Source organism: Paraburkholderia terrae (assembly GCF_002902925.1).
GTDB lineage: Bacteria > Pseudomonadota > Gammaproteobacteria > Burkholderiales > Burkholderiaceae > Paraburkholderia > Paraburkholderia terrae.
Genome location: NZ_CP026111.1, coordinates 2,721,232 through 2,747,959, shown reverse-complemented (window position 1 = coordinate 2,747,959; position 26,728 = coordinate 2,721,232). Strand labels below are relative to the sequence as shown.

20 protein-coding genes are annotated in these 26,728 nt (G+C 58.9%); 7 read left to right on the top strand and 13 right to left on the bottom strand.

Annotation, left to right across the window (positions count from 1 at the left end):
* Window positions 1-37: 37 nt before the first annotated feature.
* Window positions 38-997, top strand: coding sequence for a class I SAM-dependent methyltransferase (locus C2L65_RS12130; protein WP_158660411.1), 960 nt, complete (start codon window positions 38-40; stop codon window positions 995-997).
* Window positions 998-1,051: 54 nt separating this feature from the next.
* Here the strand turns inward: C2L65_RS12130 and C2L65_RS46550 are convergent, their stop codons facing one another.
* The 11 genes from C2L65_RS46550 to C2L65_RS12075 form a co-directional block, all read right to left on the bottom strand.
* Complete coding sequence (locus C2L65_RS46550) at window positions 1,052-2,119, bottom strand: class I SAM-dependent methyltransferase (RefSeq protein WP_233446457.1); 1,068 nt, start codon at window positions 2,117-2,119, stop codon at window positions 1,052-1,054.
* 592 nt (window positions 2,120-2,711) lie between these two features.
* Entirely contained in the window at window positions 2,712-4,031 is a 1,320-nt protein-coding gene (locus C2L65_RS12120) for an NAD(P)/FAD-dependent oxidoreductase (protein WP_042307432.1), read from the bottom strand.
* 21 nt (window positions 4,032-4,052) lie between these two features.
* Window positions 4,053-5,078 carry a lysylphosphatidylglycerol synthase transmembrane domain-containing protein gene (locus C2L65_RS12115; protein WP_042307434.1) on the bottom strand — a complete coding sequence of 342 codons (1,026 nt, stop codon included), beginning with the start codon at window positions 5,076-5,078 and terminating at the stop codon, window positions 4,053-4,055.
* A 22-nt stretch (window positions 5,079-5,100) separates the two neighbouring features.
* Complete coding sequence (gene rfbF, locus C2L65_RS12110) at window positions 5,101-5,880, bottom strand: glucose-1-phosphate cytidylyltransferase (protein WP_042307437.1); 780 nt, start codon at window positions 5,878-5,880, stop codon at window positions 5,101-5,103.
* A 21-nt stretch (window positions 5,881-5,901) separates the two neighbouring features.
* A complete protein-coding gene (locus C2L65_RS12105) occupies window positions 5,902-6,954 on the bottom strand; it encodes a glycosyltransferase family 2 protein (protein WP_233446456.1) in 1,053 nt (350 codons plus the stop codon).
* Entirely contained in the window at window positions 6,920-7,822 is a 903-nt protein-coding gene (locus C2L65_RS12100) for an NAD-dependent epimerase/dehydratase family protein (RefSeq protein ID WP_158660410.1), read from the bottom strand. The genes C2L65_RS12105 and C2L65_RS12100 overlap by 35 nt, the downstream gene beginning before the upstream one ends.
* A gap of 1 nt (window position 7,823) precedes the next feature.
* On the bottom strand, window positions 7,824-8,918 hold the full coding sequence (gene rfbG, locus C2L65_RS12095; RefSeq protein ID WP_042307440.1) for a CDP-glucose 4,6-dehydratase: 1,095 nt from the start codon (window positions 8,916-8,918) through the stop codon (window positions 7,824-7,826).
* 134 nt (window positions 8,919-9,052) lie between these two features.
* Complete coding sequence (locus C2L65_RS12090; protein ID WP_156132286.1) at window positions 9,053-11,008, bottom strand: hypothetical protein; 1,956 nt, start codon at window positions 11,006-11,008, stop codon at window positions 9,053-9,055.
* Window positions 11,009-11,126: 118 nt separating this feature from the next.
* Window positions 11,127-13,118 (bottom strand): hypothetical protein, encoded by a 1,992-nt coding sequence (locus C2L65_RS12085; RefSeq protein WP_042307445.1) that lies wholly within the window; start codon window positions 13,116-13,118, stop codon window positions 11,127-11,129.
* Window positions 13,119-13,133: 15 nt separating this feature from the next.
* A complete protein-coding gene (locus tag C2L65_RS12080; RefSeq protein ID WP_345789465.1) occupies window positions 13,134-14,210 on the bottom strand; it encodes a glycosyltransferase family 4 protein in 1,077 nt (358 codons plus the stop codon).
* A gap of 165 nt (window positions 14,211-14,375) precedes the next feature.
* Window positions 14,376-15,824, bottom strand: a complete 1,449-nt coding sequence (locus C2L65_RS12075; RefSeq protein WP_042307448.1) for a mannose-1-phosphate guanylyltransferase/mannose-6-phosphate isomerase — start codon at window positions 15,822-15,824, stop codon at window positions 14,376-14,378.
* 484 nt (window positions 15,825-16,308) lie between these two features.
* Here C2L65_RS12075 and C2L65_RS12070 point away from each other — a divergent pair, with 484 nt between their 5' ends.
* The 4 genes from C2L65_RS12070 to C2L65_RS12055 all read left to right on the top strand — a co-directional run bounded on the left by C2L65_RS12070 (window position 16,309) and on the right by C2L65_RS12055 (window position 21,499).
* Window positions 16,309-18,198 carry a polysaccharide biosynthesis protein gene (locus C2L65_RS12070; RefSeq protein ID WP_042307449.1) on the top strand — a complete coding sequence of 630 codons (1,890 nt, stop codon included), beginning with the start codon at window positions 16,309-16,311 and terminating at the stop codon, window positions 18,196-18,198.
* Window positions 18,199-18,298: 100 nt separating this feature from the next.
* Window positions 18,299-19,483 carry a glycosyltransferase family 4 protein gene (locus tag C2L65_RS12065; RefSeq protein WP_052426867.1) on the top strand — a complete coding sequence of 395 codons (1,185 nt, stop codon included), beginning with the start codon at window positions 18,299-18,301 and terminating at the stop codon, window positions 19,481-19,483.
* Window positions 19,484-19,559: 76 nt separating this feature from the next.
* The gene (locus tag C2L65_RS12060; protein ID WP_042307451.1) at window positions 19,560-20,519 is read left to right on the top strand and encodes an NAD-dependent epimerase/dehydratase family protein; all 960 of its coding nucleotides are present in this window, start codon (window positions 19,560-19,562) and stop codon (window positions 20,517-20,519) included.
* Window positions 20,516-21,499: an MraY family glycosyltransferase gene (locus tag C2L65_RS12055; protein WP_042307453.1), complete on the top strand. Its 984-nt coding sequence runs from the start codon at window positions 20,516-20,518 to the stop codon at window positions 21,497-21,499. The genes C2L65_RS12060 and C2L65_RS12055 overlap by 4 nt, the downstream gene beginning before the upstream one ends.
* Before the next feature lie 26 nt (window positions 21,500-21,525).
* Here C2L65_RS12055 and C2L65_RS12050 read toward each other — a convergent pair whose 3' ends face one another.
* Together C2L65_RS12050 and C2L65_RS12045 are read right to left on the bottom strand one after the other, a co-directional pair.
* Window positions 21,526-21,828 (bottom strand): hypothetical protein, encoded by a 303-nt coding sequence (locus C2L65_RS12050; RefSeq protein ID WP_081920900.1) that lies wholly within the window; start codon window positions 21,826-21,828, stop codon window positions 21,526-21,528.
* Between the two features lie 29 nt (window positions 21,829-21,857).
* Window positions 21,858-22,958: an MraY family glycosyltransferase gene (locus C2L65_RS12045; RefSeq protein WP_042307456.1), complete on the bottom strand. Its 1,101-nt coding sequence runs from the start codon at window positions 22,956-22,958 to the stop codon at window positions 21,858-21,860.
* Between the two features lie 39 nt (window positions 22,959-22,997).
* On the opposite strand from C2L65_RS12045, the gene C2L65_RS12040 reads away from it, so the two are divergent.
* Together C2L65_RS12040 and C2L65_RS12035 are read left to right on the top strand one after the other, a co-directional pair.
* Window positions 22,998-23,528: a hypothetical protein gene (locus tag C2L65_RS12040; RefSeq protein ID WP_042307458.1), complete on the top strand. Its 531-nt coding sequence runs from the start codon at window positions 22,998-23,000 to the stop codon at window positions 23,526-23,528.
* A gap of 154 nt (window positions 23,529-23,682) precedes the next feature.
* Complete coding sequence (locus C2L65_RS12035) at window positions 23,683-25,257, top strand: methyl-accepting chemotaxis protein (protein ID WP_042307460.1); 1,575 nt, start codon at window positions 23,683-23,685, stop codon at window positions 25,255-25,257.
* Window positions 25,258-26,728: the final 1,471 nt, after the last annotated feature.

Here is a 26,728-nt window from a genome sequence, read left to right as displayed (position 1 = left end):
GAAAAAACGTAGTTCGACTGTGGTGCAGGAAACTCCCGTGGATAGCGCCAGCGGCGCGACGCCAGTGCAGGAAGACATGGGAGAAACAAAGCACGTGTATTCCCTGAAGAGTTTTCCGTTGCGGCCGCCATTGCCGCTGCCAGAGGGAGTGAATCGAGATGATCTGTTCGAGTGGTTGAGATGCGTCCGCGTCGAAGATGCGCCCGAGTCGATTGCTAGCTATTGCGAGCAGGATTTCGAGCGCTTCTTGCATACGTTCGGCTTGGTGCAACGTGCGGTCGCCGGTTCGAGCGAACCAATGACGGGACTTGAGCTCGGTGCCAATCCCTACTTCACCACTATGCTCTTACGCCAGTTCACCCCGGTCGACTGGCGCCTGGCAAACTATTTTGGCCCCACTTACGCAAAAGGCAATGCGAGGCAGCGGGTATTCTTCAATGAATTCAAGGATGCCTCGGTCAAGGCGGACGTTGAACTAGAGTATTCTCACTTCAACATCGAAGAGGACGTGTTTCCTTTCGATTCTGATTCTCTGGGTATCGTCCTGTTTTGCGAGATCATTGAACACCTGCTGAACGATCCCATTCGCGTCTTGCGAGAGATCAAGCGAATTCTCAAACCAGATGGAACCTTGGTGTTGACCACGCCCAACGTCGCGCGCATCGAGAACGTCGCGCGTATGATCGTGGGATCGAATGTCAATGATGGCTATAGCGCTTATGGTCCGTACGGTCGGCATAACCGTGAGTACAACAAGCACGAGCTATATACGCTGTTGAACTATCTAGGCTTTACGGTTGATGAGATTTTCTCGGCGGACGTCCATCTCAACCAAGCCGATGCTCACCTCGATACGACCCAGTTTGGTCATTTGATCGAGTATCGCAAGCACGATCTCGGGCAGTACATTTTTATTCGTGCGAGAAAGACGGGGCCAGACGGTGGAAAGAGGCCGGGCTGGCTCTATCGATCCTACGATCCCGCGGAAACGGACTGAGCACGATAGAGAGCGCGAGGACGCCCGCGATACGCCGACGTCCCCGTTTCAGTGTCAGTGTTTTTTCCGAACGACAATTCCGGCGGACGTCGTCACATGCTGTCCAAATTTGATTTTGAGGTGGGGCGCGTCAGCGTACGGCGGAAGATCGACGTGGAAGTCCAGAAAATGGGAATCCGGCGCGACGATAAACGGCTGAACCTCGTGACCTGCCTTCCTGAGACGCTCAACGAGTTCTTCGAGATCGCGGTGCCGATAAAGTACGGTGTGACCTTCTTCGATCGTGTCATCGTTGGACGACAGATTGAATTCCGTCGTGTGGACGGCGACACCGCCTGGTTTCAATGACTTTTCGACGCTGTTGATCACGAACTGCAACCCTGCTTCCAGCGAACCCAGATGCTCGAAGCTGCAACATGACCAAGTGAAGTCGAAGCCGGTCAGATCGTCGCTGATCGCGTTCATGTCGCAGAAGCGATGTGACACTTTCGCATCGAACACAGCGTCCGGGACGATCTTCGGGAATTTAAGCTCTGCGAGGCTGTCGCTGTGTTGTCCCGTTTCGGTCCAACCGCTCGAGACACCGATCTCTGATGGCGCATCCGTTGCAAGCACAGTCACACCGCGATTGGCGAACACGGCGGGCAAGCGCTCCTGACCGACCCCAAAGCCAATTCCCCGGTTTCCCTCTTTGAGCACCCCCGCCCGGTCGAGATGATGGAACACGAAGATCCATTCCCACAGTTTGCGATGGAATTGCAAGCCGTGGTCCAGAATTCCGCAGATTTCCGCGTATCGCGGATGCAGGAAGTCCGCGGCACTGCATGTTGAGAACGGCAGGAAAGGCTTGTCCGCGGACCAGTGCGATGGCAGCGGCAGGTAGAGATGGTCGCGAAGCGCTTTTGAGACGCGTGTGTCGAGTGTTTGTTCGAGTGTTGCGACTTGTTGGCGTAGTTCATCGATCTCCTGCAGTAGGGATGGCGACGAAATCGCATCCCTGATTTCGCCCAGCGCTTGCTTCTGTGCTTGAGGAAGTTGGGAGATCGAGTGATTGATATGCAAGAGCGCAGAGTATGCGCGAGCCAGCTGGCGAAACGGAGTGATATGTCTAATGGCCATCATGCTTCTGTGCGATTACAGCGACGATGAAAATTTCGACCAGTTCACGCAGGTCGGGGGCACCAACATTTTCCGATAGAGGCGGGGCCACTGTAAGAATATTCTTAAGTCTAAGGTGTATTGTCCAGTTTGCCAATCGTGACATTGACCTGTTCGTTTTCCACGTCTCGTCGGAATGTATTGCTTGTCGACACCTGGCATCTGGAGACGCGCGTGCGTTTCGGCACTGGTCCCTGACGGCGCACGGAGAATAAACGCAGGTAATCTTGCAAAGGACCGCTGGAAGGTCATTGAGCGAGCGAACACGCGCGGCACCGTCCAGATGCCAGTGACGAGACGCTGCATATGTGAGCTTGTGTGCTTGAGAACAGAAGGTGGGGAAAAGTTATCAGCGGGCCGAATTCGTCGATCGATGCCCCATGTTCGGTAGTTGAGGCATACAGGTAGTCACAAGAGTGGATCATCCATTCACGGTTCGGCAACTCAGAAGCAGCGAGTTGTGAATGTTTGCTCCTTGGGAGAGTTCATTACGGAAGAGAAGGGAGTGATTCACCGTTGAGGCGCACCTCGGGCGCGCCTCGACCGTTAGCGCCCTTTACTGAAGCCGGGAATTAATCGCCTTTGCAACATTCCGACCTTCACGAATCGCATAGTTCGTACCCCGATCCTCAGGGTAGATCTGCGCCATCGTCGAAATGGTTGCGTTGTTAAACGGCGTTGCCTGACCTGGGACATACTTCGAGTAGTCACGCTCAGTAACCGGCTGCGCATACTCTGCGCGCCAAACGCGGAACTCCTGAACCCACGACTCGCTGAATTCCGGGAACATGCGCTGCAAATGTTCGATCGCGAAGTCGAGGTATTCCTTATCGCCGTACGCCCAGACTGGATCCTGCGTCGCGAGATAGCGCGAGATGAACACGATGTGCTTGCCATCGTAGTTCTCCGGCGCGTCGAAGTTCGTGTGTTCAATCACGCCGACAAACGGAAAGCCCGGATCGTTGACATTGAGCCAATATGTGTCCGACAGGCTGCGATCCATTTGCAACACGAGGCACATATTGCCCAGATAGTTCACACGGCGTAGCGACGCCAGCCACTTCTGATCCGCCGCACCGTCAAACATATTGGCGATGACCGCGAACGAAGGTGTCAGCAAAAACTCCTTCGCTGCTACGGGTCCTTCAGGCGTATTTAGCGCCACGACGCGACCGTTCTCGGTGTGTACACCGCTCACATCCGTGTTGTAGCGGATTTCGCCGCCGCGTCGGACGATTTCATCCGCCATCGCTTGAGCGAGCCGGCCGAACCCACCTTTGAAATATGCGAGCTGTTCGCCACCTTGTTTATCACGCGTGCTGCCGCGCAAGACAAGTTTCTTCCAGAACCACACTGCGTTGACGGCGTCGGCAAACACCGAAAACTTCGATTCGATAAGCGGTTGCCACACGATCCGAAACACGTTCTTGCCGCATAGAGGCTCCAGCCATTCGCGGATGGACAAGTGCTCGATCGTGCGCCAATCCTTGATCTGCCGAACCTTGAAAACCAGCAGGCCGAGGCGGATACGGTCGATCAGCGACAATGGAGAGAACTTCAGTAGATCCATTGGTGTGGACAGCCGCCAGAGTTTTCCGTTGAAATACATGCCCGTTCGCGAAGGCAGCGTGACGATCTGGTCTTCGATGCCGAGTTCGCGCGCGAGTTCGGGCACGAAGGCATCGTTGTTGAACCAGTGGTGATAGAACTTCTCGATTGTCACGCCGTTCTTAAACTCGAACGTTCCTGCGAGCCCACCGGGTGCGTTGTCCTTCTCGATGATCAATACTTTGCGCCCGGCACGGGCCAAATCGAGGCCAGCCGTTAAACCAGTAAAACCGGCGCCGACAATGACCACATCTTGTTGATTGCTCATTTGATAGAAATCCAAAAATAATCAGGCATCGGGTAGCGTGCTGGCGCGTCCCTTGAACAGTGCGGGCTTAGCGAGAATCGCAACGCCGCCTGCGAGCGTCGTCGGCAGCCAAAGCCCAAGGTGGGCCAATACGGCGAAACTGGCCGCTTGTGCCGGGGAGCCGCCAAGCATTACCGCCGCAGAGTAAGCTGCAAGGTGAAAGGGGCCGACGTAGCCGGGCGAAGAAGGCACTAACGTTGAAAGCGTCGCGATGGCCATGATCGTCAACGCAGCCGGGAAGCCCGCATCGATATTGAGCCCTTGCAGCACTGCCCAGAAAAGGCCCGTTTCACCGGCCCAGATGCACATGGAAAGCAGCGCCAACGTAATCAACACGCGAGGCCGGGACATCTCGCCGATGTCGCGTGTCAGGTCTGCAAGCACTGAAATCGGATTCGACAGCTTTTGCAAGCTGCCTTGCGAGAATCGCACCTGAAGCCAGTTCAGCAGCCGCACGATCGGCTTGTTCAATGTAACGATCAGGACGAGTGCAACGCACCCGACGACCGCAAGCACGAAGACCGACCGTCCCAGCCATTCAGGTACTTTTCCAACAGGATTGAGGGAAAGTCCAATGCCCAGGCTCAATAACAGCGTCAGCATATCGACGAGGCGCTCAAGCAGGAGGCTCGCGGTCGCTGTAACTCGCCGAACGCCGATGGCCGCTGGAAACACTAATGCGCGAACGAGGTCGCCGGCGCGAAACGGCAGCACGTTATTCAGCGTAATCGAACCCAGAAACGGGGCGGCGCAAGACCATCCCGATACCGTTGCGCCGCCAGCGCGCAACATCACGGCCCAGCGTTGAATCCGCAGCGTATAGTCGACGGCGAGCGACGCAAGCCCCAGCGCGATGAAGTGCCACCTGAAGTCTTCAAGTGCAAGACGCAACTGGTTGAAGTCAACCTTTCGAAAAACCAGTACCAGGCAAACGATAGATATGCCGACACCGAGAATCTGGCGTATCGGCAATTTCTTCCGAGTGTCTTTGTTCAGATGTGCATTCATGGATCGATCGATTGTTTGGGCCTTACGCCTTGGCCCATGTGGCCCAAGGGGCCTTGCCGCTTTCCCATAGCGATTCCAGCTGACGCTTGTCGCGCAGCGTATCGCAGGGTTGCCAGAAACCGTGATGATGGAACGCGGCCAACTCACCGTCCTTAGCAAGATTGCGCAGAGGTGTAAGCTCCCATGACGTCGCGTCGTTCTCGACGTAGTCGATCGCCTTGGGTTCTAGCACGAAGAAACCGCCGTTGATCCAGCCGATCTCGTCGGTTGGCTTTTCTTCGAAGCTGGTTACCTGATTGTTGGCGGCGATGTTCAACACACCAAAACGTCCGGGCGGTTGAGTCGCTGCGACAGTGGCGAGCTTGCCATGCTGACGGTGAAATTCGATTTCGGCGGCGATGTCGATGTTCGAAAGACCGTCACCATAGGTCAAGCAAAACGTTGCGTCGCCAAGATACGGCGCTACGCGCTTGAGGCGGCCGCCCGTCATCGTCTCTGCGCCCGTGTCGACCAGCGTCACGGTCCAGGGTTCCGATTGCGAGTTCAACACACGGTGCGTGCCGGTGCCGAGATTGATCTCGAGATCGGCCGTGTGATGATAGTAGTTAAAGAAGTATTCCTTGATGACGTAGCCCTTGTAGCCGAGGCAAATGACGAAATCGTTGATGCCGTGATGGCTGTACGACTTCATGATGTGCCACAGCAACGGGCGACCGCCAATTTCTACCATGGGCTTGGGTTTGGTATCCGATTCCTCAGCGATCCGCGTCCCCAAACCTCCTGCAAGAATGACTGCTTTCATGGTTATACCTTTTTTACCAGTTCAGAGTTTCAGTTCTTCGGACGAAATGTTCAGTGCCTGTTCGACAATTGCTGTTGGCTCGGCCCGCAGCAAGATGTAGATGCGCTGCAGGTACTCACCGAGAATGCCCAGCAGTAGCGACTGAAAACCGATACCGAAGAGAACGAGAATGTGAATACTCGCCAGCCCGCGCGGCAAGTCAGGATGAAATAGCTTGAGTGCCAGATAGTAGATTGTGCCGACTACACTCAAACAGAGCAGCAGAACGCCGGAATACGTGGCAAGCCTAAGCGGCACGACCGAATGGTTGAACACGCCCGTCAGCCCGAGGCGAATGAGCTGGGCAAGCCCGAATTTGCTTGAACCGGCAACGCGCGCTGCGCGTTCATAAGGAACGCCGATCTGCTTGAAGCCGAGTCCAGCGATCAGGCCGCGCAAGTAAGGGCTAGTCGAACGAAACTTTTGGACGGAATCGATGACCTTTCTATCGACGAGACGAAAGTCGCCGGCGTCTCTAGGAATAGGGTGCTCGCTGATCTTGTCGATCACCCAGTAACCGAACTTCCGAAACGTATTGATGACGGCGCCTTCTCGACGTTTCGCGCGAATACCGTAGACGACGTGATAACCGTCGCGCCATAGATCAAAGAACTGTTCGAGCAGTTCGGGGGGATCCTGAAGATCCGCGTCGATCTGCATGACCGCGTCGCCGCGCGTGTGCATGTAGTTCGCGAGAATGGATCGCTGAAACCCCACGTTCTTCGAGAAGCGGATCGCGCGCACGCGCGGATCCCGCCGCGCGAGAGCAGAAAGCATTTCCCACGTGCGATCGTCCGAGTGATTATCGGAGAACACGAATTCGAAGTCGCATTTACTCGCCATTGTTTTCGACAATCGGTCGAGGCGGGCGTAAAGCGCATCGAGGTTATCCGCCTCGTTCAACACGGGAACGGCGATCGAGATCAGTGGGCGGCGCCCCATAGCTGGATCAATTTGCATAGATGCGTCGCGCTTCTGGTTGACTTTTATCTCTGGTTGCTCAAATTTCAGCGAGCGCGCGCCGGATGCCTTCACTGAGCGACGTGCTCGTGTGCCATCCACACGCGGCTTGCAACTTCCCGGGATTTCCGACTACGTAAGGCAAATCGTCCGGTCGCATCGGCAGCACACCCAGTTGCAGGAGCTCTGGAGCGGCGCCGAGAGCCTCGCATGCCTGGCGTGCGAAGTCTGCAACCGTCTGGCCGACACCTGTTGCCAGATTGAAGGCACCGCTCGGCAACTGCCCGCTGATCAACGCATTCAGCACTGCGATCAGCCCGTTGCTCGCATCGTCGACATAGACGAAGTCACGGATCTGCGTCCCTGCTGAGAGCTTGACCGGCTGCCCAGCGCGTAAGCCGGCTGCCAACGACGGCAGCAAGCGGTGAGCGGCTTCGCCGGGGCCGTAGACGTTGAAGAGCCGAACGACAGCGACAGGTACATTGCTCGCAGCACCCGTTGCGAGAGCCAATATGCCTCCCGCCGCTTTCGATGCACCGTACAACTTGTGCGTTTCCAACTGCGACTCTTCATCAAGAGGCCCGTGGGCACCGATGGCGCTGTATTCGGCGCTGCTGCCTACCGTCACGACTGCCTTGATGCCCCGCTGCGAGGCGAGGGACACCAGATAGGGCATGAGCGTTGAATTGACGCCCGTGACCGTCGACACGTCACGATCGGATGGTTTTACGCCTGCCGCGGCGAGATGGATCAATCCGTCAAAGCCAGAAGGCAGGCTCGCTGCCAGATGCTCCGGGGCGAGAGCCGGCACAAGGACATTTTCTACACCGGGCACGAGGCACGAATGACGTCCGACATTGACGACGCCTACGTTAGCCGACACCAACGCATGCGCAAGGCGTGTGCCGACGAAGCCGGACGCACCAGTGAGGATCACTCGCACGTCAGCGCTCCACGGCGGCGAGGTCCGAGCGCCATGCCTGCAACTGCTTGAGCGAGATATTCATGGCTTCGGCGGGGGCGCGGTAGTAATCACGGTACCAGTTTGCTGTCTCTGTCACGACGCGGCGGGTGTCCCATGGCGGCGTCCAGCCGAGCTGGTTGCGAGCGAGCGAGCTATCAAGCGCGAGTGCGCCCGCTTCCGGCAGCGGGGCTTGCATGTATTCGAGGTTGGGGCGCTCCCAGTTGGATGACAGTTCCTCAAGTACCTCGCGCACGCTGAAGCTCCTCGGATCCTGTGGTCCAAGGTTCCACGAACGGGCAAACTTGGCAGGTTGATTGACCAGTCCCGCCAACAGCATGAGATAGCCTTGAACCAGCGCCAGCACATGCTGCCAAGGGCGGGTCGCGTCGGGATAGCGCAGCGTGAGCGTCGATTGTTGGACGACCGCCCGGACGAAGTCGGGAACCAGCCGGTCCTCCGACCAGTCGCCGCCGCCTATGATGTTGCCGCCGCGCGCAGTCGCGATAGCAAGGCCAGTGCCATCGGACTCGCCAAACGAGGCGCGGTAGCTGTCAATGACCATCTCGGCAGCCGCCTTCGAGGCGCTGTACGGATCCTTGCCGCCGAGCGGATCATTCTCGCGATACGGCCATACCCACTCGTTGTTCTTGTAGACCTTGTCCGTCGTAATGCAGACGGCAGCGCGAGTTGAAGGCGTGAGGCGCGCGGCTTCCAGGACATTCGCTGTCCCCATCGCGTTGACCGCGAACGTGCTGACGGGCTCGCGATAAGAGCGACGTACCAGCGGTTGCGCCGCGAGATGCAGGACGGCGTCTGGCTGAAACTGGTCAAAGGCGGCTTTGACGGCATCGTAATCGCGCACGTCCGCAAGGATCGATTCGACCGAATCGCCGATGCCCATTTCATCGTAAAGCGCCGGTGTTTGGTCCGGCGGCAACGAGAAGCCCGCAACCTTCGCGCCGATCTGATTTAGCCACAGGCAGGCCCAGCTACCTGTGAAGCCAGTGTGTCCAGTTACCAGGATTCGCTTGCCTGTCAAGGTCTGTTCGAAGTCGAACTCGCTGATTGGGTTCATCAGGGCAAATTCCAAAATATTGCGTCGAATAACAGGTTATTGTATTCGATTACGTCTCCGTCCCCATCATTTTGGGGGGCATCGCTGCTGCCTCGCTTGTCCAGAGATGGACGCGCGCGGACCAAATTTGACGGCTACCGGAGACGTATCTCTTTCACTTGCAAGCCCAAGACACGACTATCGGCACTCAAACCGGCCTGTGCGGGCGACAGCGCATCCGGCATCGAAAGTTGAATCACAAGCCAGCCCTGATCCTGATCGGAGGTCGGCAGCGTTATCACTTTGGTTTCGCCAGGATGCGAGAAGTCGACAGTCTGCGTAGAAGTCGTTCCTGCAATCGTCGCAACGATTTGTTGTTGACGGTTCTCTGCGACGAATGCTGTCCCGACGACTTCTACCCGCTTCGGGCGAAAGTGTCCGGCCTTGGGGAGTTCGCATTTAAAAGACGCCTCATGACCCTCCGTCCAGGTCCCATTGGGCTCTGGCGAACTAAATCCCGTCAACATGGATGGGTGAATCGCACCCGACGATGTCAGATCGAAGTCACTGCGACAGGTGACGTTCAATTGCTTTTCAGTCACATAGCATTTCGTGTCGATTACCGCTACGTTGCCAGTAGTACCTGGGCCCCTGCAGGCAGGTACGTCGTAAGTGGCGTCGTTTCGAGCAGTGACGATTTTCGACGCTGACTCTAGTGACGTGATCCGGCGATTTAGCAAGATGGCCATGACCATCTCATCTCGCGGGGTGCGCAAAACCGCCGTCGAAAACATATAGTCCAGCAAAGGATTCATCATCGGAAGGTGGATCGCAACCATAGGCTTGTCCCCTGGAGATCGGGGGCTCTTGACCACTACCAATCGCACGTCCGCCTCGACAGCGCGTATCGCCTTCAATGAGAGCGTTGCATGGCGCGGAGTGGTAGACACGAAGGCGATGGCCACAAGCGCACTGACGAGGAGAGCGTCTAGGCACGCGGGCAGGCCTTTGATCGGCTCACGCGCCCGGTCGAGGACAATACTCGATCGCTCTACGACGAGTAAAACGATTTCGATCAAAAACAGCGTGTCAAGGGCGTAGATATATTTTTTGCAGGCATATTCCGATCCTAGTCCAAACTGCAGCGCGATCCATTGAGCGACGCAGAGGCAGCTGACCGTCAAGCCAAATGCACCAAGATACTTGACGGGGAGGCGATCCCGGCGTGCATCAACGGAGCCACGATGCCACGAAATCAGCAACGACGCCGAGAGAACTGCGACAACACACGCCAATACCAACAGCGATTCAATTGAGTCGAAGCGCGTCAGGCGCAGCACCCCGTTATTTTCGCTGATCGATCGCATCACCTTGTACGTAGGATGCGCCAACATTGCCACGCCGCATGCGGCGAAAACGATGCCGCGTACCAACAACGATTTCACGCGAACGCTGGGGAGGATTGCGGAATTGAGGTCGTCAAGCGTGTCGGATAGAAGAAAAAACGCGAGGACGCCAAGTCCTTCGAGTGCTGGCAGGAGGTGGATCGATTCGATTGCCAGAATCGACCCAATAAGGAACACATATCTGATGCTTCTACTTGAGTACCGGCGTTCGAGTCTGAGAGTAATTGCCAACACGCACAATAGCGCTGCTTGAGCCGCCAGTTGAGCAAAGAAAAAGTCTGAAACGATTTCTTCGCCAAAAATCTGGAGCTTGAAAAATAGTTTGTTTGCCAAAAGGACGACGCTTAGCATCGTCAATGACAGTAGGCGACCGCGCCAAGGAAAAGCGGTCAAAATGTATGCGATGGCGATCCAAGCGAGCAGAAGTGATGCAGTAGCCGCAATTTGGAGGCCCGTAATTGCCGAGTCTAAATAGAGACCGATGCCGGCAGCGATCAAGTGCGCGATGCGTGGATACACAAGCATTTCGCCAAGACTTGGATCCGGTGAGGCGAGCCTGCCGTGGTCGTCCATAAGTCGGGAGACCAGTGCATAGTGATTTGCAAGATCGGCGCTCTGCGACCAGATTTTGTCGAAGCTCAGACATAGCAACACCGCTGCGACTGCTATTACGAGGCAAGCTCGCGCAAGTGCAATTTTTCTCAAAACGGACTCCTACTAATGTTCTCTTGGTCGCGAATTTGCGAAAAGCGAGTCGGGCGCGGCGCAAACTTTGGCCCGCCGTCTGCGCTCATGCCGTGTCGCGACCCGCGGCACAATAGGCTTATCTTGTCAGGTCGATCTTCACGAACCCGATTGAAAGATCGCGCTCGTCATCGCTGACTCCTAGTTCACGGGGTGATGCGGCATCCGGAAACGAAAAATCGAGCTGTAGCGGCTCATTGTGCGATGGTCTCAGTGGAATATCGACGGTCTGCTGGGGGCCCAAAAACGTAAACGTGATCGGGGGAGCGCCATTTGCGGATACAACCAAGTGTTGGCTGCGAGCCGCAGGGGAAAAGCTCGTCGCGGTAAGCCGAGCCATCGATGCGCCGTCCGACAAACAGACGATGGAAGCTCGTCGGCCTAGCGCCCAGCGTCCCCATGGTTCGGCAGTACTAAAGCCACGCAGTATTGACGGTTCCAGGCTGCCGTTAGTAGAGAAGAGCAATGTTGACGGACATGTGACAAAGCTATCGCGTGCTTGGGCGTTGCTGAGATGCATGTAGCTACCCGGGGACACGGTCGAAGACGTGTCCAGCGAATTTCTTATCGTCGCCAAAAGTCTCGCCTCGTCGTAACCGCAACCATCAAGTCCAAAGACGCGGGCAGATCCGTTTGAGATCAGGACCTTTTTGCAGTCTGGTCCTACGATAGCCAGCGCGGACCTGAGTTCGGGTGCTTCTCCGATCCCGCTGTATCGCTTCGCGAAAATTTCCGGGGGAGGGTTATAGGCAAACGGCCACCGGCTCTGAACGAATAGCGATGCTGGCGAGGGCGTGATATAGCCAGCTTCCGACAGCTGGGGGCGCTGATATGTCAGCGTAAATGCGGCACACACGCAAAAGGCCAAAACAACAAATGCAACGGCTGTGACGTGAGCTGCGCGCCGTTTTATCTCGGCCACGCTGTTGAGCGTTAGCCGTAGCGCTGGATAGAACAGCGGTATGTACCACGTCGCGTAGCGGGCCAGCCCAGGTGTGGCGCCGGAATTGAGCTTGTCGGTCGACGACTGCGCGTAGAGGCTAACGAAAAGGAACCAACTGCAGAAAAGCAGGTAATCGCGTCTGGAGAGTCGTACGTCCTGATCAGGCTGCTGTGCGGCAGTATCGGGCTTCCGAACCATAACGATCAGAATGACCAATACCACTAGGAGCAAGCCCAGTGGCCAATTCGGTAATAGGCCGATGTCCAGGTCGAGTAGCCAGACGTAAAAGTTCTTTAAATTTCCTCCAACTGTCGCTCCGCCCGCGACGAATTGAGGATCGATCTTTCCGTACCGGAAGAAATAGTAGAGAGGATGTAGAAAGACCAACGCGCCGGTCGCGAAGATCATCAGAACCTGAGACAGCTTGAATCTAGATGCCGAAAACTGCTCGACGTACGCGAGGATGAGTGGGGCGAGGGCGACCCCGGCGAAGCTGATGTTCTGCGTCGACGCGAGTGCGAGGCACAGCGACGACAAAAAGTATCTACGATCACAGAGGCTGATGACTGCAGCGGAGCACAGGCAATACGTAAAAAACTCGGTATGCACTTTGTCCACATACCAGACCATCGGAGAAAGAATGGTCAAGAGTACAAACGTCAAAAGACCTCGTCGTCCATCGACGTGCCAAGCGAACGCAGTGACAAGTCCCAGAAGGATTGCGTGAAGTAGCAGGAAGGCGGTATGTGCGCCGACCGCAATGCCACAATGCGTGAGTACACCGCTAATTGCGGCGGCCAGAAGGCTATACATCCAGAAATGGTTGAAATCCGTGGTCGCGCCCAGATGAAGAGCGGGAAACATTGCAGCAAGCTGGGGTGTCGGAACAATCTCCCGTATTGAACCTGATTGCACGAGCTCGGCAAGAGCCTGCCAACTGTCGGGCGTCATGAATGGCCGATGGTCTATCAACCATGCGAAATAGAGCCCGTAGTATTCGGTGCCGTCACCAACACGCCTCGGCACAAGAAACGTGCGGCAAAGATAAAAGCACGCGATCGAGACGATCAGCGCGATGATGTAACCGGGCGGTTTTTTGCGTAAAAGCGCGCTGCGTCGAAGTGTCATACAAAAGGCCTGAAGTTAGGCGCGGGCCGTCGCATCTGTCAGCCGCCGATAAAGATCGACGTAGGCGTCCACCATATGCTCTGCAGTGAACATCCGTTCAAAGCGGGCGCGCCCCGCTGCACCCAGGCGCTGACAAAGCGCCTCATCCCCCCAAACTGTCTGCATCGCTCCTCTCAGCGCTTGCGGATCATTCGACGGCACCACTAACCCGGTCTCCCCATCCACGTTGACATACGAGGTCCCCGTCCCGATCTCCGCCGTAATCAGCGGCTTGCCGAACATCGCCCCTTCCAGCAGCGAAATACCGAACGCCTCCGAGCGCAGGTGGGAAGGAAACGTCAACGCATGGCACAGCGTCAGCAGCGCGATCTTGTCCTCATCATCAACAGGACCGACAAACTCCACGTTATCCAACTGCAACCGCGCAGCCTGCTGCCGCAATTCATTTTCCACCGGCCCCGCGCCGACGATCACGGCCTTGAACTCCGTGCCCTGCAGCGCATCCAGCAGAATATGCAGCCCTTTGTAATACCGCAGATTGCCGACAAACAGAAAGAACTTCGGCCCGATCCTTTCGCGCCACGCCTTCAGCTTCGCTTCGGACGGTGCAGGATACGAACCCGGATCAAGCCCAATTGGAATGATTTCAACTTTGTCCTTAAACCGCTGCAGCACATCACTCGTCGCCAGATAATTCGGCGATGTCGCAACGATCTTATCCACACTCGACAGAAAGCGATCCCGAAGCGGCCGGTAAAACTGCAGCAGAAACTTCTGCCGCACGATATCCGAGTGATACGTGACGATCGAGGGCTTGCGCACTCTCGTTGCAAAGTGCACGACATCCGCAAACGGCCACGGAAAGTGATAGTGGATCAGATCCGCATGCTGAGCCAGCTCCGAAAAACGCCGGAACGCCGCCATCGAAAACGCTGACGAAGCAACCATCACATCGAGCTTCGCGCGATAGTGCTTGTGATCGCCGAAATCGACGGTCGACGTATCGTCACTGACGGTGAGCACGTCGCTCGACACGCCGCGTTTGGCCGCGCCGGAACAGATCTGGCCGATCAATTCTTCGACGCCGCCCATCGAGTCCGGCTTATAGGTTTTATAGAAATGTAAAACGCGCATGAGCCCGGCTGGAGTGTGATGTCGTCCGCCAGATTCGATGAATGGCGGCGCAGCGATGGTCCGCCCTGAGAGGCAGAAAGAACGGGCAGGGCGGGAAGCGTCGAACGCTTCCCGCTTGCGGAATCAGGCCGGCGCGCGACCGTAGACGTCCTCGAACCGGACGATATCGTCCTCGCCGAGATACTCGCCGCACTGGACTTCGATCAGTACCAGGTCCATCACGCCCGGATTGATGAGGCGATGCTTGTGCCCCGCCGGAATGTAGGTCGACTCGTTCGGTTGCAGCGAAATCAACTGGTCGCCATTGACGATATCCGCGCAGCCGCTAACCACGATCCAGTGTTCGCTGCGGTGATGATGCATCTGCAGCGAGAGTGACGCGCCCGGCTTTACGACGATCCGCTTCATCTTGAAGCGCTCGCCTTCTTCGAGCACCGTGTAGGTTCCCCACGGGCGATGCACCGTGCGATGCAGGCGGTACGCATCGTGATTCGCTTTCTTGAGCTTCGCGACAATCTGCTTGACGTCCTGCGCGCGGTCGCGGGCGGCGATCAGCAGCGCATCCGCCGTATCCACGACGAGCAGATCACGCACGCCGACCATGCCGATCACTCGCTCGTCGCTGCGCACGAAGCAGCCGTCGACATCATGCAGTTCGGCTTCGCCATGGATGCGATTGCCGCGGTCATCCGCCGGTGTCAGGTCGCTGATTGACTGCCACGAGCCAATATCGCTCCAGCCGATCTGGCACGGCACGACGTTGACGTTGTCCGAGCGCTCCATGACGGCGTAGTCAATCGAGATCTCGTCGGCATTGCGGAATTGCGCTGCATCCAGTTCGATTGAGTAGCCGTCGTCCGACGTGCTGCGCTTCGACGCATGCACTGCATTCGCTGCCGGCCCCGCGACACCGGGCGCATGCCGCTCCAGTTCAGCCAGCATGGTCTCCGCCGTGAAGCAGAACATGCCGGCATTCCACAGATGGCGCCCGTCCGAGACCAGCTCGCGCGCGACGCTCAACTCGGGTTTCTCGACGAAGCGGATCACCTTGTGAACGGCTTCGGCGCCCTTGACCGGCGTCTGATCGTATTCAATGTACCCAAAGCCCGTTTCCGGCGCGGTCGGGCGAATGCCGAACGTCACCAGACGGCCTTCCTGCGCGGAGCGCGCCGCATGCTGCACGGCGACGGCGAATGCCGCTTCGTCTTCGATCAATTGATCAGCTGGCATGACCAGCATGATCGCATCCGGACCGTGCTGCTCCCGCACCACCTCGGCAGCCACGCCAATCGCTGCCGCCGTGTTGCGCGCCATGGGCTCCAGAATGAAGCCCATTCTCGAAACGGTCGACTCAACCTCGACGCACTCGTCCTTGGTCAGAAAATAAGTGTCACGATTTGTAACAATTACAACTTCTTCCGAGTTGCTGACGTGCGAGGCGCGCAAGAACGTCTTCTGGAGAAGGCTCTGACCATCGGCAAGTTTGAGGAGCGGCTTCGGAAACGCCTCGCGGGAGACCGGCCATAGACGCGTACCCGCGCCGCCGCAGATAATGACGGGAATTATGTTCATTGAATTGCTCTGGAGCATATTGGGGCTATGCGTCCGGATTGTAACGGAAACGACAATGACGAACGGCGCATTATCAACAATTGCTTACCGGTTTTGCAGGGCTGTACGCGGTTATGGGTCGCGAACGGACGCACGATGAGATATCGTTGTAACGTCGCAACGGTGTCGATCACTACCCGGTTTTGCTTTCGCAGCCTTACAGAGCAGGCTTGAGAAGATTATCTGACGGCGATACTGGTTTCTGCTGCTGGTGCAATCGAACGCTCGTGCAATTGCGTGCATGGAATTTGCTTAATCCAGTACGGCATAATGTTGATCTTTGTAAGAACGCCGGCCTCGATCGGCGAGTGGCACTACATCATGAAAATGAGCTCGAGCCCGGAGAGAGGCTGGTAGCGAAAGACTCGCAGGTGTTCGAGACGAAGCGGCAAGGGCAACGTCATTTTCAACCAACCGTTCTGAACAACCTGGGATTTAACGGGAAATGCTTCGATTCAAGTCCAAGTGGCTGTCGTTTTGCGCGTTCGGATTCGATATCTGCGCCGTGACAGCTGCATGGCTTGCGGCCTACGCGATTCGCTTCAACGGCAGCGTGCCGCATGATTTTCTGCAAGGCAGCCTGCACGCGCTTCTGTGGGTGGTCGTGGTGTACGCGGCCATGTTCCGCGTCTTCGGCCTCTACCGCGGCATGTGGGTGTTCGCGAGCCTGCCCGATCTGATGCGTATCGCGAAGTCGGTCGCTTCGGGTGCGCTGCTCGTGATGATCTGCGCGCTGATGTTCCAGCCAGTGCCTATCGTGCCGCGCTCGGTGCTCGTGGTGTCGCCGCTACTGCTGTTTCTCGCAATGGGTGGCTCGCGCGCGCTTTATCGCGCCACCAAGGAGTTCTATCGCTACGGCGGCCTTGTCGGACAAGGCAAACCCGTGATTGTGCTGGGCGCGGGAACGGCTGGGGCGAGCATCGTCCGGGAATTGTCGCGATCTGGCGAATGGCGGATGGTCGGACTTCTGGACGACGACCGGTCGAAACACGGACGCGAGATCTACGGCTACAAGGTGCTGGGCGCGACGTCTGACCTGCAGCAATGGGCGGCCGAACTGCGCGTCGAACACGTGATTATCGCGATGCCGTCCGCCTCCATCGACGCGCAACGTCGTGTCGCGACGCTGTGCGTGCGCGCAGGCGTGCGCGCGATGGTGCTACCGGCGCTGACGTCGGTTTCGGAAGGCCAGGCGTTCATGTCGCGGGTTCGCCAGATCAACCTCGAAGATCTGCTCGGCCGCGAGCCCGTGCGGATCGATACGCCGCATGTGGAATCGCTGCTGCGCGCGCGAACCGTCATGGTCACGGGCGCGGGTGGTTCGATCGGCTCAGAGCTTTGTCGTCAGATCCTGCGCTTCGAACCGGCGCAGCTCATCGCGTTCGACGTCTCCGAGTTCGCCATATACCGGTTGACGGAAGAGCTGAAGGACCGCTTCCCGGGCCTTTCCGTCGTGCCGATCATCGGCGACGCCAAAGACTCACTGCTGCTAGATCAGGTGCTGTCGCGCTATTCGCCGCACATTCTCTTCCATGCCGCCGCCTACAAGCATGTTCCGCTGATGGAGGAACTGAACTCGTGGCAGGCGGTGCGCAACAACGTGCTGGGCACCTACCGCGTCGCGCGGGCGGCGATTCGTCACGACATCCGTCATTTCGTGCTGATTTCGACCGACAAGGCGGTGAATCCGACCAACGTCATGGGCGCGAGTAAGCGGCTTGCGGAAATGGCCTGTCAGGCGCTGCAGCAAACCACGCAACGCACGCAGTTCGAGACCGTCCGCTTCGGTAATGTGCTGGGCAGTGCGGGCAGTGTGATCCCGAAGTTTCAGCAACAGATCGCGAAGGGTGGTCCCGTCACAGTTACCCACCCGGAGATCACGCGCTTTTTCATGACGATCCCCGAAGCGTCGCAACTCGTGTTGCAGGCGTCGAGCATGGGTCATGGAGGAGAGATCTTCATTCTGGACATGGGCGAGCCGGTTCGCATCGTCGATCTTGCACGTGATCTGATCCGGATCTACGGCTTCAGCGAAGAGCAGATCAAGATCACGTTCACGGGCCTGCGACCGGGAGAAAAACTCTACGAAGAGCTGCTGGCCGACGACGAAACCACCACGCGCACCCCGCATCCGAAATTGCGGATCGCGAAGGCGCGCGAAGTACCCGACAACCTGCTCGACGAGTTGTTGCCGTGGCTGATGCAGCACCGTGTTCCGGGCGACGATGAAGTCCGACGGGACCTGCGCCGCTGGGTGGCGGAGTATCAGCCTACGACCGCTCCCGTGCTGCAAAGCGTCACGTCGACTACCGAGGCACGCGCCGCGCGAAACTAACGTGCGGCGAGTGGCTGTCCGATTCTCTCCAAATTTTCTTCACCGAGCAGCCTCGCGTTCCGCGCGACCGGCTTGCGTTCGCTAGCCTAACTAGATTCGAATGAAACTGCTTTACGACCTGAACTCGTTGCGACCTCCGCGAAGCGGCGTCGGCTACTACACACAGCATCTTCTCGAAGGTCTTTTCGAGCGGGACGACATCGAGGACATCGGCGGGTGGGTCGGCTCGAACTACTACGACCGCGGCGGCGTGACCAACCTGGTGTCTGGAAAGGACGCGTTGCAAGCGGGAGCGCAATTCAGCGAAGGGTGGAAGGCCAGTCTGTTGCGCGCTGCACGCACCGTTCCCGGCGTTTATCACGGGCGCACGGTGGTGCGGCGTATCAAGTCCTCGAGTTTGCGTGCGGAATACGCGCGCCGCGGCTTTATCTATCACGAGACAAACTTCGTTGCTTCGCCTTATGCGGGCCCGAATGTCGTGACGATCCACGATCTTTCCCATCGCCGTTTTCCGGAGTTTCATCCGCAAGCCGCTGTCGACTATCTCGACAGGAACTTGCCCGACACGCTGAAGCAGGCGTACAAGGTCATCGCGGACAGCGAGTACACGCGACGCGACACGATCGAGATATATGGCTTGCCGGAAGACAAGGTCGTGGCGATCCCTCTTGGTGTCGAGCCCTGTTTCCGGCCGCATCGGGAAGAGGAGTGCGAGTCCGTGCTGGCCGAGTTGGGCCTCAGGCATCGGGGATTCATCCTGTCGGTGTGTACGCTGCAGCCGCGCAAGAATTTACCGCGACTCGTGACGGCCTTCGCAAAGTTGCCCGCCGATATGCGCGAAGCGTTTCCGCTCGTGCTGATCGGCGCCGACGGCTGGATGAATACCGATCTCATGCGTGATATGGAGCGGCTCGCGAAGGCGAAACAGATCATTGCGCCGGGCTATGTGGTAAGAGAGTCGCTGCTTAAGCTATACGCGTCGGCTGCCGTGTTTGCGTATCCGTCGCTGTTCGAGGGCTTCGGCTTGCCTGTCGCCGAAGCGATGGCGAGCGGCGTCGCGGTGCTGACCTCGAATGTCACTTCGCTACCCGAAGTGACGGCGGGTGCGGCGCTCGAAGTCGATCCGCGCTCCGTCGACGACATCGCGGCAGGACTCGAGCGGCTTCTGAACGATGAAGCACTGCGCGATGCGCTGGTCGTCAAAGGATTGGCGCGCGCCTCTGAACTCACGTGGGACGAGACTGTTCGCCGGACTTGCGACGTGTACCGTTCGATTGCCGCCTAGCGGGACTGCAGCGGGCGCATACAATTCGACGCAGAGAATGATGCCACCAGCCCATTGGCCAGAGGGGAACAGAGTCATGCAGATCGCCGTCAGCGGCGCAAATGGTTTCGTTGGACGCGCGTTGTGCCGGGTCCTGCTGGATGCGGGGCATGGGGTAACCGCGCTCGTGCGTCGTCCGTCGTCGGTGGCAAAAGGTGTGTCCGAGCTTGTGATTCCCGACGATCATTTCGCGAGCATCGCGCGCGGCAACCCAGCCATCGGCCCCATCGATGCGTTCGTGCATCTCGCAGCGCGCGTGCATGTGATGCAGGACGGCGCGGCTGATCCGCTTGCCGAATATCGTGCCGTCAACGTCAAGGGGACGCTGGATGCCGCGTCGGCCGCCTTTCAGGCAGGCGCGCGGCGCTTCGTCTTCGTGAGCAGCGTCAAGGCGCTTGGTGAGGGCGAGCCGGGTCGTCCTTGGCGCGAAGACGATGAGCCGGCGCCGACAGACCCTTACGGTATTTCGAAATTCGAAGCTGAGCAGGCACTGCTGGCGTTCGGCCAGAAGCATGGGATGGAAGTGGCGGTCGTGCGGCCACCGCTCGTCTACGGCCCCGGCGTGCGCGCAAATTTCCTGGGTTTGATGCGCGCGATCGCGCGGGGTGTCCCGCTGCCGATCGGCAGTGTCGACGCGCGTCGCAGCATGGTCTACGTCGACAACCTCGCTGATGCGCTGCGGGCCTTGGCGACGGCCTCGCGTCCCGTGCACGGCGTCTACCATGCGACAGACGATGACGACCTGACGGTTGCCGGCATGGCACGCGCGATCGGCGTCGCGCTCGGACGGCCGGCAAGATTGATCCCGGTGCCCGTTGGCCTGTTGCGCGGCCTGGGAAGCGTGACGGGCAAGGTTGCGCAGGTGGATCGTCTTACCAGTCCGCTACGTATGAGCGCCGTTCGGTTGCACGAGGAACTGGGCTGGACGCCGCCATGGACCGTCGCGCAGGGCCTCGCGGCAACAGCGCATGCTTTCTACGCAGAGCAGACGCAATGACGCTTTTTTCCAATGCACCGCTTGCGGCTGTTCTACTGATCGCGGCCGTCATTTCCTTCGCGATTCTCGTGACGCTGCTGAAAACCGGCTGGGCATGGGATATCGCGGTGGACATTCCTAACCACCGGTCGCTTCATCACCGGCCGGTACCGCGCGTCGGCGGATGGGGCATCTTGCCGAGCGCGCTCGTTGTCGGCGCGCTGGCGGCGCCGTCGCTGCGACTTGTGTTGCTGGGCGCGGCGATACTCGCCGTCGTCTCGCAGTTCGACGACCGGCGCGGCTTGCCGGCGCGCGTGCGTTTCCTTGCGCATCTCGTGGTTGCCGCCGTCGTGGTCATCTTCACCGCCGTCGATCTTCCGTGGTGGCTCGGCGTGCTGGCTTGTGTCGCGATCGTGTGGCTGGTGAACCTCTATAACTTCATGGATGGGTCCAACGGTCTCGCGGGCGGCATGGCCGTGTTCGGCTTCGGGACTTACGCGCTTGCGGCGGCGGGCACGCAACCGGGTCTCGCGATCTGCGCGATGGCGCTCGCGGGTGCGGCAATCGGCTTTCTGTTGTTGAATTTCAAGCCTGCGCGTATTTTTCTCGGCGACGTCGGCTCGATTCCGCTCGGCTTTCTGGCGGGTGCGCTCGGCTTCTGGGGTTGGCAGCACGGCGTGTGGCCGCTCTGGTTTCCCGCGCTCGCGTTTGCCCCGTTCATCGCGGATTCGACCGTCACGTTACTGCGGCGCCTCGCGCGCGGCGAGAAGGTCTGGGAAGCGCATCGCCAGCACTACTATCAGCGGCTGGTGCAGATGGGCGCGACGCATGTTCGTGTCGCGCTGATCTACTACTGGTTGATGTTCGTCGGGTCCGCCATCGCGCTGCTGTCGTTGAAACTGCCCGTCGCCGCACAATGGGCGATGGTGGCGTGCTGGTATCTCGTGTTGACTGTTCTCGGATGGCGGATCGATCAGCGCTGGGCGGCGTGGGAAAAATGATCGGCGGCGAGCTGCCGTCGCCTCTGTCAGAAACCTGCTTTGCAGGGATTGCGCCCGGGTCCGCTGTCATGTGCGACGATCGAAAGGGCGCTCATCGCAGCGAGCGTTCCCAACACCTTGAGTCCCGCAGCCGTCGGATCGGTGGGCCCGCTTTCCTTGTCCGAAATCTTCGCGATTGGCCGCTGTGAATACGCTGCGCACTGCGGCTCGGAACTCGCAGCGCCGGCATGCTTCACGCTCCAGGCGACGTTATCCGTCGTGACGTTGGCGAACGCGTTCTGAACGGCCGCGAGCGTGCAAAGTGCAACGACCTGCCTGGCTATACCCACATCGTCTCCTTTGCCTGGACGGCGGCGCTTCAAGAGTGTCGTCTCTTCCTGATCACTAGCCATTTCGGCGATTTGAACCGGACAATGCTGACGTACAGCCACACGTAAGTCAGCGCGAACACGACCACAAAGCAGAACAGATGCAGCGTGTGCCGCCAGAACAGTGTCGCCGGAATTACAGCGATCAGGCAAAGCAGCCACAGATACGGCGACGTCAGCGAATTACGCCGCGTCAGTTCGCGCGCCGTGCGCGCACCGACGGCCCAGCGCATCAGCCGCTTGTAGACGAGCATATGCAGATGTACGCCATCCGGAATCCCAGGCGACATCCCGCGAATAAACTTTTTGCGGTAGATCGAGAAGCACGTCTCGAAGATCGGATACATGAAGAGCAGCACGGGATACCACGCCGATACATCACGATTGCGCATCACGAGCATGATCGACAGTTCGCCTAGCATGAAACCGATAAAGTACGCGCCGCCATCGCCGAGAAAGATCAACCCAGCCGGGAAGTTCCAGATGAAGAAGCCCATCACCGCGCCCATCATGATGAGCGATGCCGACAGCACGATCGGGTCGTGCACCTGAAACGCCACATACGCCAGTGACGCGAACATCATGAACGCGACCATCGACGCGAGCCCGTTGAAGCCGTCGATGATATTGATCGCATTGGCGAGTGCCGCGACGGCCAGCACCGTCACTGCGCAGGAAATGGCCGCATAGGAGAGCAGAAAATCGAGCGGCGGCACGCTGATGCGCGTGACGGCGATCCCCAGCACGAAGTAAGCGAGCGCCGCGGCGACCATCGTGCAGATCAGTCGGGCGAGGGGCGATACCTTCTTCGTCAGGTCTTCGACCAGTCCCGAAGCGAAAGCCGGAAGACCGCAGGCGACAATGCCGAGAATACCCGCCGAAACGGCCGGATACGCGCCGTACAGCTGGATTGCCGACACGATCAGCCCGACCAGAATCCCCGTTCCGCCGATCCGCGGCACCGGCCGCGCGTGGAATTTCTGCACGCCAGCCAGATCATTGTCCGCAAACGTTTCATGCAGATGCGCATACCGCACGATCACGAGCGTGATCAGTAGTGAAACGATAAAGCCGAGCGCGAAACTGAGCATGAAAGTCGGGGCCGGAAAAGCAAACGGTGGATTATACAAATGAAACGCAGCGGGCCCGGAGGGGTTGACGGCGCGGCGGCAGGCGACGCAGTTTTCGCCCATAATGCGCTGCATATTCAAGCCTTTCGTTTGAAGATGCGTACCTCCCTTCTCGCATGCCTGAGCGCGGCGCTATTCATGCTGCCGCTGGTATCCATCGCAGTCCCGTCATCGGTTCCCGTATCGATGACGGGTAGCGCCGACAGCGGCGACACAGTCGAGCTTCGCTTCGACAGTCCTCCTTCGAAGACTGCAACGCTTCTGATAAAGGGCGACAGGACGGGATCCGCTCAAAAAACCGTTCCCTGTACATACGAACTCGAACCCACCCAGAAGGGCGCGCTCGAAAACCCGATCGTCAAGATCACGTTCAACGGTAAGCAGACGATGACGATCGCTTGCGATCCACTGTCGGACAACTGTCACGCTGACAGCTACCCGACGGTCGGCGGCACCAGCTTCTCCGTCCTCTGGCACATCACGCGCGCCGACATGCAGGCCGCCAATACAAAAGCCCGGCTTCCACGGTAGTAAAGCGAGCAGACCGTCCGCCGGGGGTGGGCTCAGAGTGCGTCATCCCACATGCTACGTCATGGATTCTCCCTATTCGGAGTCCGTCCCGTCTTGCCGATAGCCATCGATGGGGCTGCCATCCCGGCTGGCCGACTGCACGTCACTGACACTCATGCTCAAGAACATCACCATCCGGCAAGGACTGACGCTCGTCATCGGCATTTTCGCGGCCTTTCTCCTGATCGTGATCGGCGTCGGTTGGGGCGCGCTGAAATTCACCAACGATGGCCTGCAGAACGTGCAGCAGTCATCGGCGGCGATGAACGCGCTGACGTCGAGCTCGGAAAAACTCCTGCAGGTGCGTCTGTCGCTCGGCAGTTACGAGACGCTCTTCAGCGTCGGCAAGGACACGGACGGGCTGCTCGCCGCCGCGCACAAGCTGCTGGAGTCGTCGAGCGAGGATTTCCGCGTCTACATGGCGGGGCCGTTCGGCAGCGATGAAGAGGGCAAGCTCGCGCAAACCGTTGCGCAGGCGCGCGCCGCACTCGTCAACCAGGCGATCGAGCCGGAGCACAAGGCGCTCGTCGACAACGACTTCAACACGTTCCGCACGATCCAGGGCGAAACGGCGGACCGCTTCTACGGTGTCTACGCGAAAGCGATCGACGCGCTCAAGCACGCGCAGGCCGACAACCGGCAGCGCGAGGCCAGCCAGCTGAGCCAGCGCTTCAAACTCTCGACGGGTCTGTTCATCGCGATCGGCCTGGCTGCCGTCGTGGTCGGCGCGCTGGCGCGCGCGGGCCTGTCGTCTGCCGTCGTGAAGCCGGTGAACCAGACCATTCGCCACTTTCGCAGCATGGCCGAAGGCGACCTGACGACCTCCGTCAAGGTGCGCTCGCGCAACGAGATGGGCCAGTTGCTGCAGGCGCTCTCGCAGATGCGCGACGGCCTTGTCGACACGGTGTCGAAAGTGCGCGGCAGCACCCATTCGATCACGCTCGGCGCCAACGAAATCGCCGCTGGCAACGCGGATCTGTCGAGCCGTACCGAACAGCAGGCAGCCGCGCTTCAGGAGACGGCGGCGAGCATGGAAGAGCTGTCGGCGACCGTCAAGCAGAACACCGACAACGCGAAGCTCGCGAGCCGCCTCGCGCAGGGCGCGCTCGACACGGTCGTGCGCGGCAGCGACGTGGTTGCGCGCGTGACGCAGACGATGGACGGCATCACCGCGTCGTCGCGCAAGGTCGGGGAGATCATCGGCATCATCGAAGGCATCGCGTTTCAAACCAACATCCTCGCGCTGAACGCGGCCGTCGAGGCGGCGCGTGCGGGCGAGCAGGGGCGCGGCTTTGCCGTCGTCGCTTCCGAAGTGCGAGCGCTCGCGCAGCGCTCGGGCTCGGCGGCGAAGGAAATCCGCGAACTGATCGGCGATTCGACGGCGCAGGTCGCGCAGGGCGCGACGCTCGTCGCCGACGCGCGCAAGACGATGGAAGAGGCGATGAACTCCGTGCAGCGCGTGACGGGCATCATGACGGAGATCGAAGGCGCCGCGCACGAGCAGAGCGACGGCATCGAGCAGATCAACAAGGCGATTGGCCAGATCGACGAAGTCACGCAGCAGAACGCGGCGCTCGTCGAGCAGGCCGCGGCGGCTGCGAAGACGCTCGAAGCACAGGCCGTCGTGCTGCGCGAGGCGGTGGCCGTGTTCCGATTGGAGGACACACGGGTTGCGGTTGATGCCGGATAGGCATCGAGCGGAAGAGGCCATGTGCTCAGAAGATGCGGCCAACCATGCTATAGAAGAGGCGACAGGTTCACGCTGAATGGGATAGTGAATGGATCGGTATGTGATCCTATGGAAGGATACGCAGTCGCTTTAGGTCCCTCAGAGGACGCACAATTCGTGGCCCGCAATGACACACGGGGATCGCTTGCCTGACTGCCACGCAGGCCACCTGCGGGGTCGTCGATGAAGGGTCTCTTCAGACCGCTACCATCGCGGCAGCGCAGGCAACGGACCTATCGAGATTCATGCTGCGCTGGAACTCGGTAGGTCGCAAGGATTTGACTCCCCCCAAAAGTTGGTTTGCCTTTGGCACGTTGGGAGGCAATCGTATCGGTTTTGAGCTGACGAGTGCTCTGCGTCCAGGTCCAGGTGTGATGAGTGCCACGATGGGCGGATGAACGCCCCTCCGGTGCAGGATCACGAGGAGGCTGGGGAGCGCGCGCGGGTACGGTTTCCCCGTTCGCATCGACCGCACAGTAACGCCGGTTGCCGCCAGCCGGATAGAGGTTCGGTATGCGCTTCCAGACGATCAAATCATTGATACCGCAGGGTTGCATCAGGCACAGCGAAGCGTCCGTCGGCGGAGGGACCGCGTGCAGAGAGGGGCTGCCGGTCGCCGAGCTTGGTCGGAGATTGGGGTCAACGGCTTGGCTCACCAGGTGACTGCGAACATTTCATCTGAACGCCTGACGGACGATTTGCGTCGGCAAGAACCCGTGAAAAGATCGGGCTGGTCGCATCATCAAGTTCATGCGGCGAGCGTGCGGGCCAGATCGCGCACTGTGTGATTGAAGGTAGTTGCCCCATTGCAATTGACCAGGATCACATCAGTGCGGGTTGCAGGTCTTCACACACCCACGCAATCACCTCCTGGATCTTTCATGAAGCCCTCAAATTTCCGGCGTGCCCTGGCCGACGTAGCATTGCCATTACCCGCACTGACGATTTTGCCGAACCCGACGGTGCAGTCCTCGCCGAGATTCAGTGCCGTTTATTCCACGCATATCACAGGCCCGGTCGGCGTGCGTGTTGGTTGAATCTACGCAAGCTGGCGCGTTTTGTAACGGAGCCATATCGCAAAAAATCACGGGCGACGCGTCGAGAAAAAGTTGTCGAAAGAAGCGGGCGCTCTGTTCTCTTCCACCGTTTCTGGCGTCATTCACAAAAGGCCGCACATGAAATCCAGTCGCTTCGTCGCCAACCATCGCGAGATCGTATGCCTTAGTAACGGAAACGCGAAACTCCTGATTCCCACGGAAGTTCCTCTAGCAGCACTCGAACACTTCAGGCGTCGCTTGCGGGACCGGGTTACGCGCCCTCTCGCGTGGAAGCGCCGCGATTTGCGTGAGGCGCTTCGGGAACTGACAAGGCACAGACAAAGGCGCCAGCCTGTCGAACGTCACATCCCTGTGCGTGCGCCGCAGTTCCGTCA